Origin of the sequence: Micromonospora sp. WMMD729, from assembly GCF_049315225.1 — a bacterium.
In the GTDB taxonomy this organism is placed as follows: domain Bacteria; phylum Actinomycetota; class Actinomycetes; order Mycobacteriales; family Micromonosporaceae; genus Micromonospora.
Window position 1 is genome coordinate 3,979,593 of sequence record NZ_CP186059.1, and the last position, 14,720, is coordinate 3,994,312.

A 14,720-nucleotide genomic window follows, 5' to 3' on the forward strand; every position below is an offset into this window, starting at 1 on the left:
GGTACGGCGGCCCGTACCGAGGGGAGACAGCACACCGGCTTCGAGGAGCGTCTGATGAACCGTAGGAAGAACGGGACCGCACTGGTCCAGACCCGGACGGCCCGGCTCACCATGGCCGCGCTCGTGCTGGCGGCCACCGGTGCGCTCACCGTCACCTTCGTCTCCGGCGGAGGCAAGGGCACCGCGGATGCCGCCACCAGCTTGGAGCAGTTCGTGCCGATCGAAGAGGTGCCACCGAATGTGCGGGATCCGCGGCCGACTGCCGGTGCGTCGACCGGCCGGTTCACCGTCGACTGCGGCACGAACGGCAACGGCAAGTTCAGCCCGGACAATCCGGTGGCCCAGCCCGGCATCCGCAACGGCGCCGAACACGTCCACGATTTCGTCGGCAACCTCGCCATCACCGCGAACTCCTCCGACGCCGACCTGGACGCCGCCGGCACCACCTGCCGTAACGGGGACAGGTCCTCCTACTTCTGGCCGGTCGTACGGATCGACCGAACTGTTCGCAGTGGCAGGCAGGTCCAGCAGGCCCTGGCCCAGACCCAGCCAATGGTCGTGTGCCCCTCGGTCGGCAAGCGGCTCCGCGCCGTCCCCACCGGGGCTCGCGCCACCGTCGACCGTCTGCTGGCCGAACTGGACCGGCAGCAGGCCGCCGCGAACCAGCGGATGAGCGCCAGCCGGGGCCGCATCGACGCCGCGTTCAACCGAGAGATCCTGGACCCGCTCCGGGCCCGTCGTGCCACGCTGCTCAGGGAGATCACCGCCTCGGTCATCGCGGCCGGCGGCGGCCAACCCGGCCTGGTCTCGCTTGTCGACTGTGACGTCTCCTACGACGACATGCACGCCCGAATGCCCGACAGCGCCCATCGCGCGAGCGCCACGGCGGCCCGGGCCGCGAATCCGCGGGTCCAGTGCCCCACCGTGCGGGACAGGTTGCCCGGCGTCCCCGCTGGGGCGCTCGCCGAGGTGAACCGCAACCTGGACGACCTCGACCGGCAGATCTCCGAGGCCGACGAACGCCTCGTCACCAGCGCCGGCCAGGGCGGGCCAGCGTTCGTCGACAACGCCATCCTCGGTCCGCTGCGGGCCAAACGGATCGCCGCGCTCGACCGGATCGCCATCGCGATCGGACGGCAGGCTTTCCGCCCGCAGGGTCTCGAAGCGCTCGCTCCGTGCCGGGTGGACCGGGCCCCGAACTCCCCGGCGGCGCCGAGCAGCGCGCCCACTACCGCCGCGCTCCCCGATCCGCAGGGACCCAACTTCGAACTACCGGGCAACACCGGTGGCATCGTCCGCCCGGCGCAGGTGCTGATCGAGTACCGGGGCAACCCCGCCAGCAAGGTGGTGCCGATGCCGAGGTTCCTTCGGGCCCTCACCGGAGACGCCAAGCCCACCAGCCGTGGTCCGGCCAACGCCCGCGCCACCTGGACCTGTTCGGGCTTCACCGACCGGCTCTCCGACAGGTACCCGATCTGCCCCGCCGGCAGCCGGGTGCAGCGCGTGCACGACTTCCCCGGCTGCTGGGACGGCCGGAACATCGACAGCGACAACCACCGCAACCATGTCGCGTTCGCCGACCGGGCCACCGGCGTCTGCCCGCAGGGCTTCCGGGCGATCCCGCAACTACGGATCACGGTGGCCTACGACATCCCGCGCGACGTGCAGGTCAAGGGCCAGTACGCACTCGACTCGTTCCCCGAGGAGAACCACAACCCCTTCTCCGACCACAACGACTTCGTCAACGTCAACTCGACCCGGACCATGCAACGCATCGCGGCGTGCATCAACAGGGACAAGAACTGCTCCTGAGGTGCCCCGGCGCGGGTAAGGCGACACCACTGCCGGGGTGCGGCGGCACGGCCGCACCCCGGCAGGCATGGGCTTCAGGTCAGCAGCCGAGCCGCTTGGTCGACAGGGCGATGTCGTCGATCCAGAGGTCGAACTCACCCGGCGTCGTGCCGCCCTGGTAGAGCTGCCAACCGATCTTCACCGTGTCGACGGTGGGCAGAACGAAGGGGACGTCGTTACCGCCGTGGTCGTTCGTGGCGGCGGTCAACTCCGGATTCGCCACGCCGTCGATCCACACGGCGACGCGGTTGTCCGCCGCGTCCATCTTCCACTCGAAGCACTGCCAGGTGTCCTCCACGACCGGGGCGGACTCCCGCCAGTTGGTCCAGTCGCCGGTCGGGCCGCCGTCGGCGCCGATGCCCCAGAACGTCCCGGGGACCGTGGGCGCGTACTGGCCACCGATCGGACGGACGACCTCCGCGCTGCCGCTACCGGTCGCCTCGACCAGCGTGAAGTGCGCCCAGTCCGGGGCGGTGGGGAAGGCGTCGACGCGCAGCCGCATCCGGCCGTAGAAGCGGTTGCCCGGCGCGGCGAAGTCGTCGACGCGCAGGAAGGCGCGCCCGTTGTCGACGGTGTGGACGTGCAGCACCTGGTTGCCACGGCGGGCGCGCTCGACGGTCAGCGTGCCGTGGCGGGTGTCGACACCCCAGTTCAGCGTGCTGGGCCCGCCGACGGGCAGGCGCTCGAAGTCCTCGCAGAAGAGCAGGCCACGGGGGCACGATCGCGGGGAGGTGTCCGAGGCGGCGGCCGGAACGCTGCCAGTCGCTGCGCCGAGGACCAGGGCGGCGCTGATCGCCGCGAGAAAGCTACGCATGGTCATTCTCCATATCGCCGAGTAGCGGTAGGTGACGGCGGTCCGACCACGACGGCGCCCGGGCCCGGAGCCGTTGGCTCCGGGCCCGGTCAGCGCTCGGGACGCGGTGGGACCGGTACGTGTCGCGGATCAGGGACTGGTGCAGGAGAGGTTGCCGGGCGCCGTGCTGCTGCCGTTGGCCAGGAAGCCGAAGGTGGTCGAGGCGTTCGCGCCGAGGGTCCCGTTGTAGTCGGCGTTGCGGACGCTGACCGTGCCGCTGGTGCCGGTGTTGATGCCGCTCCAGACGTTGGCGATGGTCTGCCCGCTGGCCAGCGTCAGCCGTACGGTCCAGCCGCTGAGGGTCGCGGAGCCGTTGTTGGCCACGGTGACCTCGCCCTGGAAGCCGCCGTTCCAGCTGTTGACCAGGCGGTACGTCGCACTACAGGCACCCGGTGGAGGCGTGGTCGGTGGCGGCGTCGTGGGCGGAGGCGTCGTGGGCGGAGGCGTGGTCGGCGGAGGGGTCGTCGGCGGAGGCGTGGTCGGCGGGGGCGTCGTCGGCGGCGTGCCCGGCACGGTGGTGGATGCGGCGTTGAGCGCGTTGAGGACGGCGGTGTACGCCGCCTTGGGGTTGCTGTTGCGGTCGAAGAGCAGCGGGTTCTCGCTGCCGCGCCAGGAGTCGCTGTCCCGGATGCCCCACGTCGTGATGCCGACGCAGCGGGGCACGTTCATGCAGGCCTGGGTCAGGCCCTGGTACTGGCTGGTCGAGGCGTTGGTGACGTCCGCCTCGGTCAACGCCACGTCCACATCGAGTGCGGCGAAGCTGGACAGGGTCTGCTGGAAGTTCCCCGGCAGCGAACTGCCGCCGGTGAAGTGGGTCTGCAGGCCCACGCAGTCGACCGGGACGCCACGAGCCTTGAAGTCCCTGATCATGTTGTAGACGCCCTGCGTCTTGGCGTACGTCCAGTTCTCGATGTTGTAGTCGTTGTAGCAGAGCTTCACACTCGGGTCGGCGGCGCGTGCGGTCCGGAACGCCACCTCGATCCAGTCGTTTCCGGTGGACTGCAGGTTCGACGACCGCCGGCTGCCGTTCTCGGCGAAGGCCTCGTTCACCACGTCCCAGTACGCGAACTTGCCCTTGTAGTGCGCCATCACCCCGTTGATGTGGCTGATCATCGCGTTCCGCAGGGCGCTGCCGCTCAGGCTCCCCCAGAACCTCGGCTGCTGGGCGTGCCAGGCCAGGGTGTGGCCACGGAACCGCATGCCGCGCTGGGCGGCCCAGTTGTAGATCGCGTCACCGCGCTGGAAGTTGAACTGGCCGGGGTTGGGCTCGGTCGCGTCGGGCTTCATCTCGTTGACGGCCGTCATCATGTCGAACTCACGGCTCGCGATGGCCAGGAAGCCGGAGTCGTTGAGACGGTCCGACCCCATGGCGGCGCCGAAGTAGCGGCCGCTGCGCTCGGCGGCGGCCTTCAGGGTGGTCCCGGGCGTTCCGGGGAGATCGGCCCGGGCGAAGGTCGCCAGCGCCATCGAGGACACCGTGATCGCCAGGGCGCAGGCCCCGCCCAGGAGCAGTCTGGCGGGCCCCCTGGTTCGGCGTCTGGGTCGAGCGGGTACGTCGTTCATCTGTGCTTTCTCCTCGGTGTTCGGTCCGGTCCGTTGCCCGAACCGAGGCGCGGAACGACGATCGCCGCTCGGCCGACGACCCGGAGCACGCGCTCGCCGCTGGACCAGCACGCCACAGGTGACGTCGAGCCGGCGTCAACCCCGCCGCGCCCGAAATCGGTGGCCACCGCCGGCTGCCCGGCCCGCCCGGTGGATGACGAACACTCCGCGCCCGTACGCCCCTGCGGAGTGACACTGCCCTGCCGCGATGCTATATCGAATCAGTTCGATCTGGGCAGTCGGCGGTCGACGACGTTGGCTCGGACGGCGGACGACCAGCGGCTTTGGCATCGACTTAGATCGATGTAGTGTGGAAACGCTCCCACACCACCCTCCACCCACCTGACCGAGGAGCCGAACATGCAGCGACGGCGACATCGCCCGGCCACCACGCTGGCCGGGCTGCTCATCCTGACCCTGTCCGCCCTTCTGTTGCCACAAGCCTCGGTGGCCGGCAGCGCGGCAGCCGGCACATCCCGCGCCCGCGCGGTGCCCCTCACCGAGCTGACCGTGGTGTCCGAACGGGTGGCGTTCGGTCTGCAGCGTCCCATCGCGATCACCGGCCTGCCGGACGGTCGGATGCTGATCGCGGAGAAGAACGGCACCGTCCGGGCGTACCACCCGGACACCGGCCTGGCGGCCGCGCCGGTGCTCGACCTGACCGCCCGGATCGACACGTCCGACAACGAGCGCGGCCTGCTCGGCATCACGCCCGCGCCGAACTTCGCGCGTACCGGGATGCTCTACGTGGCCTACACCAGCCTGCCGGCCGGCGCGCTGACCCTGGCGCGGGTGCCGCTCGGCGCTCCCGACCGGCTACAGGTGCTGCTCACCCAGGAGCACGCCGAATTCGGCAACCACAACGGCGGACAGGTGGCCTTCGGGCGCGACGGCTACCTCTACTGGTCCACCGGCGACGGCGGCAACGCGAACGACCCGTTCAAGAGCGGTCAGAACCTCGGCACCCTGCTCGGCAAGATCGTGCGGATCGACGTGAACCGTAGCTGCGGGGGCAAGCCCTACTGCGTACCCTTCGACAACCCGTTCGTCCGCACGGCGGGCGCGCGGCCGGAGATCTGGGTCTACGGGCTGCGCAACCCGTGGAAGTTCTCCATCGACCCGGTCGACAACTCGCTGTGGATCGGCGACGTCGGCCAGGGCCTGATCGAGGAGATCAACCACATCCGCCCGTCGCAGCGCGGCGCGAACCTCGGCTGGTCCTGCAAGGAGGGCACGCCGGTCTTCGACCAGACGCAGTGCCGGCCCGGCGTACGGCTCACCGACCCGGTCGTCGAGTACGAGCACTACCTGACGGAGAACTGCTCCATCATCGGCGGCCTGGTGTACCGGGGATCCGTCACCCCGGAGGCGCGGGGCACCTACATCGCGAGCGACTACTGCTCCACCCGCGCGTTCGCCGTGCGTCAGACGTCCACGGGTGGCTACGAGTCCGCCGAGATCGGCACCTTCCCCACCCAGCCGACCGCGTTCGGCGCCGACGTGAACGGCGAGCTGTACGTGCTCAGCGACCTCCCGGGCTGGCTGAGCAAGGTGCGGTTCGAGCGGGTCCAGCCCACCCCGACCGCCGGGGCGGCGCACCGCTGAGCCTCGGGGCGACCCCTTCGCATCCGTGACACCACCGTGGACGGCCGCGCACCCGCGGCCGTCCACGGTCGGGCGACACATACCGCAGCGCCTACCGTCAGGGGCGGGGCGAGCTGACGTCGATCGCCGCGCGGAGCGCACGTCGGGACGTGATGCCGAGCTTGGTGAAGATCTTGCGCAGGTGCCACTCGACCGTACGCGCGCTGAGGAACAGCGCGGCGCCGATCTCCCGGTTCGTCCGACCGGCCGCCGCCAGTCGCGCGATCTGCGTCTCCTGCGGGGTCAACTCCTCCGCTACGCCCGCGGCGCGCCTGCGGACCGTCTCGCCGGTGGCGGCCAGTTCCCGGCCCGCTCGCCGGGCGAACGCCTCCGCCCCCATCGCCGTGAACGCCTCGTGGGACAACCGCAGCTGGGCTCGGGCGTCGCCACGGCGGTTCGACCGGCGCAGCCACTCCCCGTACAGCAGCCGGGCCCGGGCCAGTTGCAGACCGAGTCGCGTGGTGGCGAGGCGGTCGATGGCTGTCCGGTAGCGTTCGTCCGCTTCCGCGTCCGCCCCGACGAGCGCGTCCGCGAGGGCCTGCGTACCGATCGCCCAGTCCGTCGCCACCGGACCGGTCCGTTCGGCCAGGTGGTCGCGTGCCCGCGCGGCGACGGCGTCCGCACCCGAGCGCGCCGCCGCCTCGACCAGCTCACCGAGCGCCCACTGCTGAACGGCCAGGTCATCTCGCTCGGTCGCCCACCGCACGGCATCCAGCGCCGCCGGATAGTTGCCGAGTCCGTTGAACAGCACCGCCCTGCTGTAACCGGCGACACTGAACAACCAGCCCATGCCAGCCGTACCGGCCTCCTTGGCCAGGGCGTCGATCAGCTCGACGGCCGGCTCCTGGCGACCCCGGTACGCGGCCAGGATCACCGCGGTCGCGGGGTGTGGCGACGGCCCTGCCGCGTACGCGAGGGCCTCTGCCTCGCCGAGCAGAGCGGACGCGTCGGCGAACCGACCGGCATAGATCAGCGCGGTGGCCCGGAACGTCAACGCGGTCGGCAGCAGCGACAGCCGCCCGGTCTCCCGCGCGAAGGTCACGACCCGCTCGGTGAGGGTGTGGAAGGCGACGTCGTCCCACACCTCGTGCAGGACCAGGCCGACCAGCCAGGCCAGGTCCACATCGGCCTGCACGGTGGCCGCGTGCAGCGCCCGGGCGAAGAGCGGCACGGCCGCCGCCTGCCCATCGAGGCTCCACGCCGTGAAGGCTGCCAGGAGCAGGCCGGCCGGCTCGGGACCCTCGGGCACCCGCCGGGCAGCCCGGGCGACGAGCCGCAGGTCGTTGCCGCCGAACCGCCCGGCGTTCACGGCCGCGCCGACCGCCGAGAGGTACGTCTCGCGGGCCGCGGCCGGATTTAGCGCCTCGAGCCGACGGGCGGCTTCGAGGATCGGCCGTACCGCTGCTCGGCCGGAGTTGACAGCGAACGCGACCCGCGCCCGCAGCCGTTCCACCTCAGCGCGCTGCGCCGCGTCCAGATTGCTCAGTTCGGCGGCGGCCAGCAGGCCGGCCACCTGAGCGGTGGCGCCGGAGGCGAGTCGGGCCTGCGCTGCCGCCAGGATCCGTCGTCCCCGGGCGCTGGAGTCGCCGGTGAGCTCGGCGGCCCGCTCGAGGAAGGCAGCAGCGGCAGCGCGACCGCCACGGGCGAGCGCTCGGCCGGCCGAACGTTCCAGCTCACCGGCGACCTCCTCGTCCGGCCCCACGGCGGCATGCGCCCGGTGCCAGGCGCGTCGGTCCGGGTCCTGCTGTGGGTCGGTGACGTCGGCCAGTGCCCGGTGCACCGCGCGCAGTTCGGCGGGCTCGGCCGAACGTCGGCTCGCCGAGCGCACCAGCGGATGACGCAGGCGTACCCGGGTTCCCAGCTCGACCAGGCCGGCCGCCTCGGCCGGCACCGCTGCGGCGGGACCGACCCCGAGCCGGTTCACGGCGCGCCAGAGCAGCGCCACGTCTCCGACCGGCTCCACCGCGGCGGTCAGCAGCAGCCGCCGGCTGTCGGGCGGCAGCGCCGCGATTCGGTGCTGAAAGCCCGCCTCGACCCGGCCGGCCACCGGTGTCGCGCTGTGCCCGCCGAATCCGAATGCCAGTTCCGCCGGTGACAGGCCGCGAGGCAACTCGATCAGCGCGAGGGGGTTGCCTCGCGTCTCGGCGACGATCCGATCCCGCACCTGGGTGTCGACAAGCCCCGGCAGCACCAGGTCCAGCAACGCCCGCGCGTCCGCCTCCGGAAGGCCCTCGACCCACAGTTCCGGCAGGCCGTCGAGGAGCTGCTCCTCGGTGGGGCTCTCCACGGCGAAGAGCAACGCGACCGATTCCGCGTCCAGACGGCGGGCGACGAAGGTGAGGATGACCTCGGACATGCGGTCCAGCCACTGCGCGTCGTCCACCACGCAGACCAGGGGTTGTTCGGCCGCCGCCTCGGCGAGCAGGCCGAGCACGGCGAGACCGACGAGCAGCCCCTCCGGCGGCGGGCCGGCCTGGAGGCCGAACGCGGTGGCGAGCGCGTCGCGCTGCGGTTCGGGGAGCCGATCCAGGTGGGTCAGCAGCGGAGCGCACAGAAGCTGGAGCGCCGCGTACGCCAGGTCGGTCTCCGCCTCGACACCCGCGACCCGCACGACGCGGTCGGGCCGGGTCCGCTCGGTCACGTGGTCCAGCAGCGCGGTCTTGCCGACCCCGGCCTCGCCACGCAGCACCAGCACACGGCTCTGACCGGCTCGGACGTCGTGCATCAGCCGGTCGAGCACGTCGCGCTCACGTTGTCGGCCGAGCAGATCGAAACCCATGTTGTCACTCGGCACGTTGTCTCCCAGGCGAAATTACTACACCGCGGACGGCCGCCGTGGGCGGGCGGGACAGCACGTCGGTACGGACTACACCGTCAACAGGCCGGTGACGGTGACGACGAGTGCACGGCTGAGCCGGTCGGAAAAGTCGACGCGGGAGTTGGCGAGCAGCGGGTCCCGAACAGCCTCCGCGACGGCGGGCGAGGGATTGGCGAACGGCCAGAGACCGGCGATCAGCAGGATCGACAGGGCCACGAGTTCCCGGGATGCCGGCACGGTCAACGCGGGGATGCGTTGCCTGAGCAGCCCGGCGAGGCGTACCTGCAGGTCCGTGTGGGCGAGTTTGAACGCCCGGACGGCCTCCGCGGAGATGTTGCGTTCGAGTTCCGTGCCGAGCGAGCTCCAGAGTTCGCAGATCAGCGGTCGGTCGGCCACCGAACGGGCCAGGGCGTCCACGACGGCGGCGGGCGACGGTGTGTCACTGGCCGTCGCGGGTGGCAGCTCGGCGGGAAGGTCGTCGAGCCACCCGTCGATGGCCTGGTTGAGCAGGGCGAAGAAGACCGCCTCGCGGGTCTCGAAATAGCGCACGACGTTCGTCTTCGACAACCCGACCCGTCGGGCGAGTTCACGGAGGCTGATGTCGCTCACCGGCATCTCGGCCACGAGCTGCGCCGCGTTCTCGAGGATGACGCGTCGGCGCGCTTCGCGCTGCTCGGGCCTGCGGGCGCGTTGGAAGCTCGGTGGTTGACCGCTGGTGCTCATGGCTCCACCTCTGAACGCTCCCCTGTCACCCGCGTACCTTACGCGGCCCGCCCACCGACCCCCGCGGAGACGACGGTCAGGCGTCGTAGCTGACGGACTCGCTCACCGTGCGCCACCTCGCGTCCGATGCCGCGAGAGCTGTCGCGGCGGCCTGTGCCACCGCCACCGCATCGGCGCCCAGCAGCAGACGCACCGGCGGATCCGGAACCTCGGTGAGGTCCAGGATCACCTGGGAGATTCGCGCGGGGTCCCCGGACTGGTTGCCGTCGGCGGCGCGCAGGCGGGCGACCACGGGTTCGATGACCGGCTTGTAGGGGTCGCTGATCGGCAGCGTCGTCATCGACGATCCGGCCCAGTTGGTACGCATGCCACCCGGCTCGGCCACGGTGACCTTGATCCCGAAGGGTGCCACCTCCTTGGCGAGGACCTCGGAGAATCCACCCACCGCCCACTTGGCCGACTGGTACGCGCTCAGGCCCGGGCCGCCCACCCGCCCGCCGACGGAGGAGATCTGAATGATGTGGCCGCCGCCCTGCTCACGCATGGTCGGCAACGCGGCACGGGTCACGTTGACCACCCCGTGGAAGTTGGCGTCGACCTGCGCGCGGAAATCGTCCTCGGGCATGTCCTCGATCGACGCGACGTCGGCGTAGCCAGCGTTGTTCACCACGACGTCCACGCGTCCGAAGGCCTGCACGGCGACGCCGACGGCGGCGCGCGCCGCGCTGGCGTCCGTCACGTCCAGCGCGACCGCGCGGACCCGGTCGCCGTAGGCGTCGACGAGGTCGTCGAGCTGCTCGGGACGCCGGGCGGTGGCCACCAGGCGGTGGCCTGCGCGCAGTACGGCTTCGGCGAGTTCCCGGCCCAGTCCGCGGGAACTTCCGGTGATCAACCAGGTCTTGCTCATCTCGTACCCCTCTCGGGTTGTGTGACCGGTATCGGCGGCGGCCGTCGCGGTCGGGTTCTTCCCACCCGCGCCGACCGCTCCGGCTTTAGAGGCCAGTGGACTCTTATTACGCTAGCACGGTGTCCACCGGCCGGCGGCGAGGTGTTGATCGAGGCCCGGGATCGACCAGGGGGTCGAGGCGAGAAACCAGGGTGTGACACGGGCTCACCCGACCCTGCGGTCGGCGAGCCTGGAGGGACGTCAGCCGGAAGATCCAGGAGAGCGCGCCATGTCGGTCATTCACTTCGTCGAGAACACCACCGCGACGCCGGAGCAGGTTCTTGCCGCCCTCACCGACTTCGGGCCGGGCCGGTCGGAGGTGTTCGGCAACAGCGCCGACGAATATCTGGCCGTGCACGGCCAGGGTCCCGACTGGGCTGACGTCACGGAAGGCTCGGGCGGCATCTGGGAGCGGCTGCGCTACGACTGGTCGAACCCCCGCCGCGTCACCATGACGACGACCGATTCCAACATCTGGGGCGGCCGGTCGGGCCACACCTACACGTTGACGCCGCAGCCGGACGGTACGACCGTGCTGGACGTCGTCGTGATTCGCGAGGGCAGGAACGTCAAGGGCCGTTTGACCGGCATCCTGCTGGGCTCGGTGGGTAAAGGCGTGCTGCGCAAGGCGTTGCAGAACACGCTCAGGGTCGTCGAAGCCCGCAGCACCGCCATCGGTGGTTGAGCAGGCGGTCGGCGTCGGGCTACGGACACACCCGGAAGCCACCGGGTCCCGGCCAGGGGGTCAACCAGTGCCGCACCCTGGGGTCAGGCCGACGAGGGCCGGTGAGAGTGGTGGGCATGAAGCGACGCTTGATGCTCCTGACGGCCGCAGCGGTTCCGCTCGCGGCTTCCCTATTGCCCGTGGCCGTCAACGCCGCCACGCGCGACGGCGGCCCGACCGCCGCCACCACCTGCGCCGCCGTTCCCGTCTCCGCGCCGTCCGGCACCCGGGTGGTGTCGGTCAAGGCGGCCTTCAGAACCGGGGGCGACTTCACGTTCCCCTCCACCCCGGGGCTTCCGCAGAATCCGCCGATCACGGCCGTGCCGGACTGGTGTGACATCAGCGTCGTCGTGACCCATCCGGGCGCGAACGACACTGTCACCATCAAGATCTCGCTCCCGCAGGATGCGAAGAACTGGAACGGCCGCTTCCAGGCCACCGGCGGCAGCGGTTACTCCGCCGGCGACCTCAGCGATCTGAGCGTCCCACTGATCAGCGCGGTGAAGGGCGGATATGTCGGCGCGGCCACCGATGCCGGCGTCAAGACCGGCCTGGACGCCAGTTGGGGTCTCACCGCCGACGGCAGGACCAACACCGGGCTGCTCACCAACTTCGCCTCCCGATCGGTGCACGACATGGCGGTCATCGGCAAGGACGTGGCCCAGAGGTTCTACCGGCGGGCGGTGACGTACTCGTACTTCACCGGCTGCTCGACGGGCGGCCGCCAGGGTTACGCGGAGGCGCAGAACCACCCGACGGACTTCCAGGGCATCCTGGCGAACGCGCCGGCGATCGAGTGGAACCGGTTCGAGATCGCCACGCTGTGGTCGCAGGCGGTCTACAACGAGGAGAAGGTCGCACCCTCGCAGTGCGAACTGAACGCCTTCAACACCGCGGCGGTCGCGGCCTGCGACACCCTCGACGGCGTCCGGGACGGCGTCATCGACAACCCGCAGGACTGCAGGTGGGACGCGCGTCGCCTGGTCGGCACGAAGGTCGAGTGTGACGGTGCGGAGATCACCATCACCAGGGCGGTGGCCGACGCGGTCAACAAGATCTGGGCCGGGCCGGTCGCACCGTCCGGCAAGAAGCTCTGGTACGGCCAGAACAAGGGCTCCACGTTCGCCTTCATCGCCAACCCGGGCGCACCCTTCCAGGTGCCCGACCAGTGGGCCAGGTATTTCGTGACGAAGGACCCGTCGTTCGACAGCACCACGCTGACCTACCGGACCTTCACGCAGCTCTTCACCTCGGCGACCAGGCAGTACGACGACGTCATCGCCGACAACGACCCGAACCTGTCGGCGTTCGCCAGGGCCGGCGGCAAGCTGCTCACCTGGCACGGCCAGTCCGACCAGCTGATCCCGACCGAGGGGACGGTCGACTACCGCAGGCACGTCAACGCCGTCTTCGGCGGCAACAAGCGGGTCGACGACTTCTACCGCCTCTTCCTGCTGCCCGGCGTGGACCACTGCGGAACGCCGCTGTTCAGCACCGGGCCGCTGGTGAACCCGGGCGCCGACCTCGACGCCCTGGTCAACTGGGTGGAGAAGGGGCGGGCCCCGGCGACACTTCCCACCACGTCGGTGGACGGCAAGACCACCAGGAACATCCACCACTACCCGCGGTGACGGACCGCCGCATCTCGGCCTGACCTGAACCGCACGACCGGCGGCCCCGGACCACGTCCGGGGCCGCCGCCGTCACCGGGGCCGGGCGTGATCATCGGGCTGGGGTTACCAGCGGCGCGCCTCGGTGGGTTCGTCGGGTGAGCCGCCGCCAGTTGATGTCGCGAATGTCTGCACGTAATCGATGGCGACCCAGAGGGCGTCTTTCAGCGGTGTGATGTCGCGGGCGACCTGGGCGAGAAGCATGCCGCCCTGGAAGGCGGAGAGCAGGAGGTGGGCCAGTCGGGTGGGGTCCGCCTCGACGCTGACGCGCCCGCGGCTCTGCATCCGTTCGAGCCCGGCCCGGAAGATGTCTCTCCACTGCTCGAACGCGTTGGCCAGTTCCGTGTGGACGTCGAGGTCAGTCTTGATGACCTCACTGGCGAGCGAGCCGAGGCTGCAACCTTCCTGGTAGGAGCGCTCGTAGGCGATGTAGAAGCCCGCCCACTCCCGGAGGGAGTCGAGGCTTTCGAAGTTGGCGAACCGCTCACTGCGATGGAACGTGAGAACCCGCTCGGCCTGCCACTCGATGACCGCGAGGACGAGGCTCTCCTTGGTCGGGAAGTAGTGGTTGAGCTGCGACCCGCTGATACCCGCCGCTCGGCGGAGTTGCTCGTTGTTCGTTGCGTGGACGCCCTTGCTGTAGATGAGCTCCGCAGCGTGCTCCAGGATGCGGGCCCGAGTCGCCTGCCCCTTGTTCGTGAGCTTCTGCGGCAGTCGAGCTTCCACTGTGGCTTCCATGACACCCACAATAACCGGAGTGGGCTTGACAGCCCATAGCCGCATCGGGTTGAGTGCCATTAGTGGGCTGACAGGCCCAAAATGACAGACGCCAGCGGGCACGAGAGACACGGAGGCATCCATGAAGGCAGTCGTCGCGATGGATCAAGCTGCGGAGGCGGCCGGGATCACGCTGGCGGAGCGGCCAGATCCGAAGCCGGCGATCAACGACGTCGTCGTTGAAGTCCACGCGTCGGGCTTCGTCCCCGCCGAGTGGGAGTGGCCCTCGACGTGGGTCGACCGCTCCGGTCACGATCGCAACCAACCGGTCATCGGCCACGAGTTCGCCGGAGTCGTCTCCTCCCTGGGCTACGGCACGACAGGGCTCTCGCTGGGGCAACGGGTGTTCGGGATCACGGACTGGCACCGCGATGGAACGCTGGCTGAGTACGCGGCCGTGGAGGCACGCAACCTCGCGCCTCTGCCAGGAAACATCGACTTCACGGTGGCCGCGAGTACGCCGATCTCCGGCCTGACCGCCTGGCAGGGCCTGTTCGAGCACGGCCGCCTTCGGGCGGGGCAGAGCGTGCTCGCACACGGTGCCGCCGGTGCCGTCGGGTCGATGGTGACGCAGCTCGCCCGGGAGTTCGGCGCCTACGTCATCGGCACCGGTCGGGCGGCCGACCGCCAGGCGGCGCTCGACTTCGGCGCGAACGAGTTCCTCGACCTCGGCCACGAGGATCTCAACGACATCCGCGGGGTCGATCTGGTCTTCGACGTCATCGGCGGTGATGTCCAACGGCGCTCGGCGAACATCATCCGACCCGGCGGAACACTGGTGTCGGTGGTCGGACCGGTGCAGGCTCGCCCTGCCGACGGCCTGGCGGTCGACTTCGTCGTCGAGTCCGTTCCGGGTCAGCTGGTGGAGATCGTCAACCGGGTGCGCGACGGACGCCTGCGCACGCACATCGGCACCGTCGCGAGTCTCGACGACGCCATCCCCGCGCTCAACCCGACCGAGCGGCGTAAGGGCAAGACCGTCATCCGCGTAAGCGCCTGAGCGTCCGGGAGCAGGCGCCCTGCTGAACCGGGGGCGGCGGGAGACCACCGGGCCGGTGGTCCCGTCCGCGCGAGTCCATCGGCCGTGCCGCCACCGGCCACTCCGGAAATAC

Annotated in this window: 11 protein-coding genes; 5 read left to right on the forward strand and 6 right to left on the reverse strand. The window is 70.5% G+C overall.

Going from position 1 to position 14,720, the window contains the following annotated elements:
* Positions 1-54 precede the first annotated feature (54 nt).
* Positions 55-1,812, forward strand: coding sequence for a DUF1996 domain-containing protein (locus ACN263_RS18160; protein ID WP_422735560.1), 1,758 nt, complete (start codon positions 55-57; stop codon positions 1,810-1,812).
* Positions 1,813-1,891: 79 nt separating this feature from the next.
* On the opposite strand, the gene ACN263_RS18165 is transcribed toward ACN263_RS18160, so the two are convergent.
* Complete coding sequence (locus tag ACN263_RS18165; RefSeq protein WP_422735561.1) at positions 1,892-2,665, reverse strand: hypothetical protein; 774 nt, start codon at positions 2,663-2,665, stop codon at positions 1,892-1,894.
* Positions 2,666-2,794: 129 nt separating this feature from the next.
* Positions 2,795-4,267, reverse strand: coding sequence for an endo-1,4-beta-xylanase (locus tag ACN263_RS18170; protein WP_422735563.1), 1,473 nt, complete (start codon positions 4,265-4,267; stop codon positions 2,795-2,797).
* A gap of 399 nt (positions 4,268-4,666) precedes the next feature.
* On the opposite strand from ACN263_RS18170, the gene ACN263_RS18175 reads away from it, so the two are divergent.
* The gene (locus tag ACN263_RS18175) at positions 4,667-5,911 is read left to right on the forward strand and encodes a PQQ-dependent sugar dehydrogenase (RefSeq protein WP_422735565.1); all 1,245 of its coding nucleotides are present in this window, start codon (positions 4,667-4,669) and stop codon (positions 5,909-5,911) included.
* A 97-nt stretch (positions 5,912-6,008) separates the two neighbouring features.
* Here the strand turns inward: ACN263_RS18175 and ACN263_RS18180 are convergent, their stop codons facing one another.
* The 3 genes from ACN263_RS18180 to ACN263_RS18190 form a co-directional block, all read right to left on the reverse strand.
* Positions 6,009-8,744: an ATP-binding protein gene (locus ACN263_RS18180; RefSeq protein ID WP_422735567.1), complete on the reverse strand. Its 2,736-nt coding sequence runs from the start codon at positions 8,742-8,744 to the stop codon at positions 6,009-6,011.
* 72 nt (positions 8,745-8,816) lie between these two features.
* Complete coding sequence (locus tag ACN263_RS18185; protein ID WP_422735568.1) at positions 8,817-9,491, reverse strand: TetR family transcriptional regulator; 675 nt, start codon at positions 9,489-9,491, stop codon at positions 8,817-8,819.
* A gap of 76 nt (positions 9,492-9,567) precedes the next feature.
* Positions 9,568-10,398, reverse strand: a complete 831-nt coding sequence (locus ACN263_RS18190) for an oxidoreductase (protein WP_422735570.1) — start codon at positions 10,396-10,398, stop codon at positions 9,568-9,570.
* Positions 10,399-10,666: 268 nt separating this feature from the next.
* On the opposite strand from ACN263_RS18190, the gene ACN263_RS18195 reads away from it, so the two are divergent.
* Entirely contained in the window at positions 10,667-11,122 is a 456-nt protein-coding gene (locus ACN263_RS18195; RefSeq protein ID WP_422735572.1) for an SRPBCC family protein, read from the forward strand.
* A 179-nt stretch (positions 11,123-11,301) separates the two neighbouring features.
* Positions 11,302-12,792 (forward strand): tannase/feruloyl esterase family alpha/beta hydrolase, encoded by a 1,491-nt coding sequence (locus ACN263_RS18200; RefSeq protein WP_422735574.1) that lies wholly within the window; start codon positions 11,302-11,304, stop codon positions 12,790-12,792.
* 105 nt (positions 12,793-12,897) lie between these two features.
* On the opposite strand, the gene ACN263_RS18205 is transcribed toward ACN263_RS18200, so the two are convergent.
* Positions 12,898-13,569, reverse strand: coding sequence for a TetR/AcrR family transcriptional regulator (locus tag ACN263_RS18205; RefSeq protein WP_422735576.1), 672 nt, complete (start codon positions 13,567-13,569; stop codon positions 12,898-12,900).
* Positions 13,570-13,690: 121 nt separating this feature from the next.
* Between ACN263_RS18205 and ACN263_RS18210 the strand changes: the two genes are divergently transcribed.
* Entirely contained in the window at positions 13,691-14,608 is a 918-nt protein-coding gene (locus ACN263_RS18210; protein ID WP_422735578.1) for an NADP-dependent oxidoreductase, read from the forward strand.
* Positions 14,609-14,720: the final 112 nt, after the last annotated feature.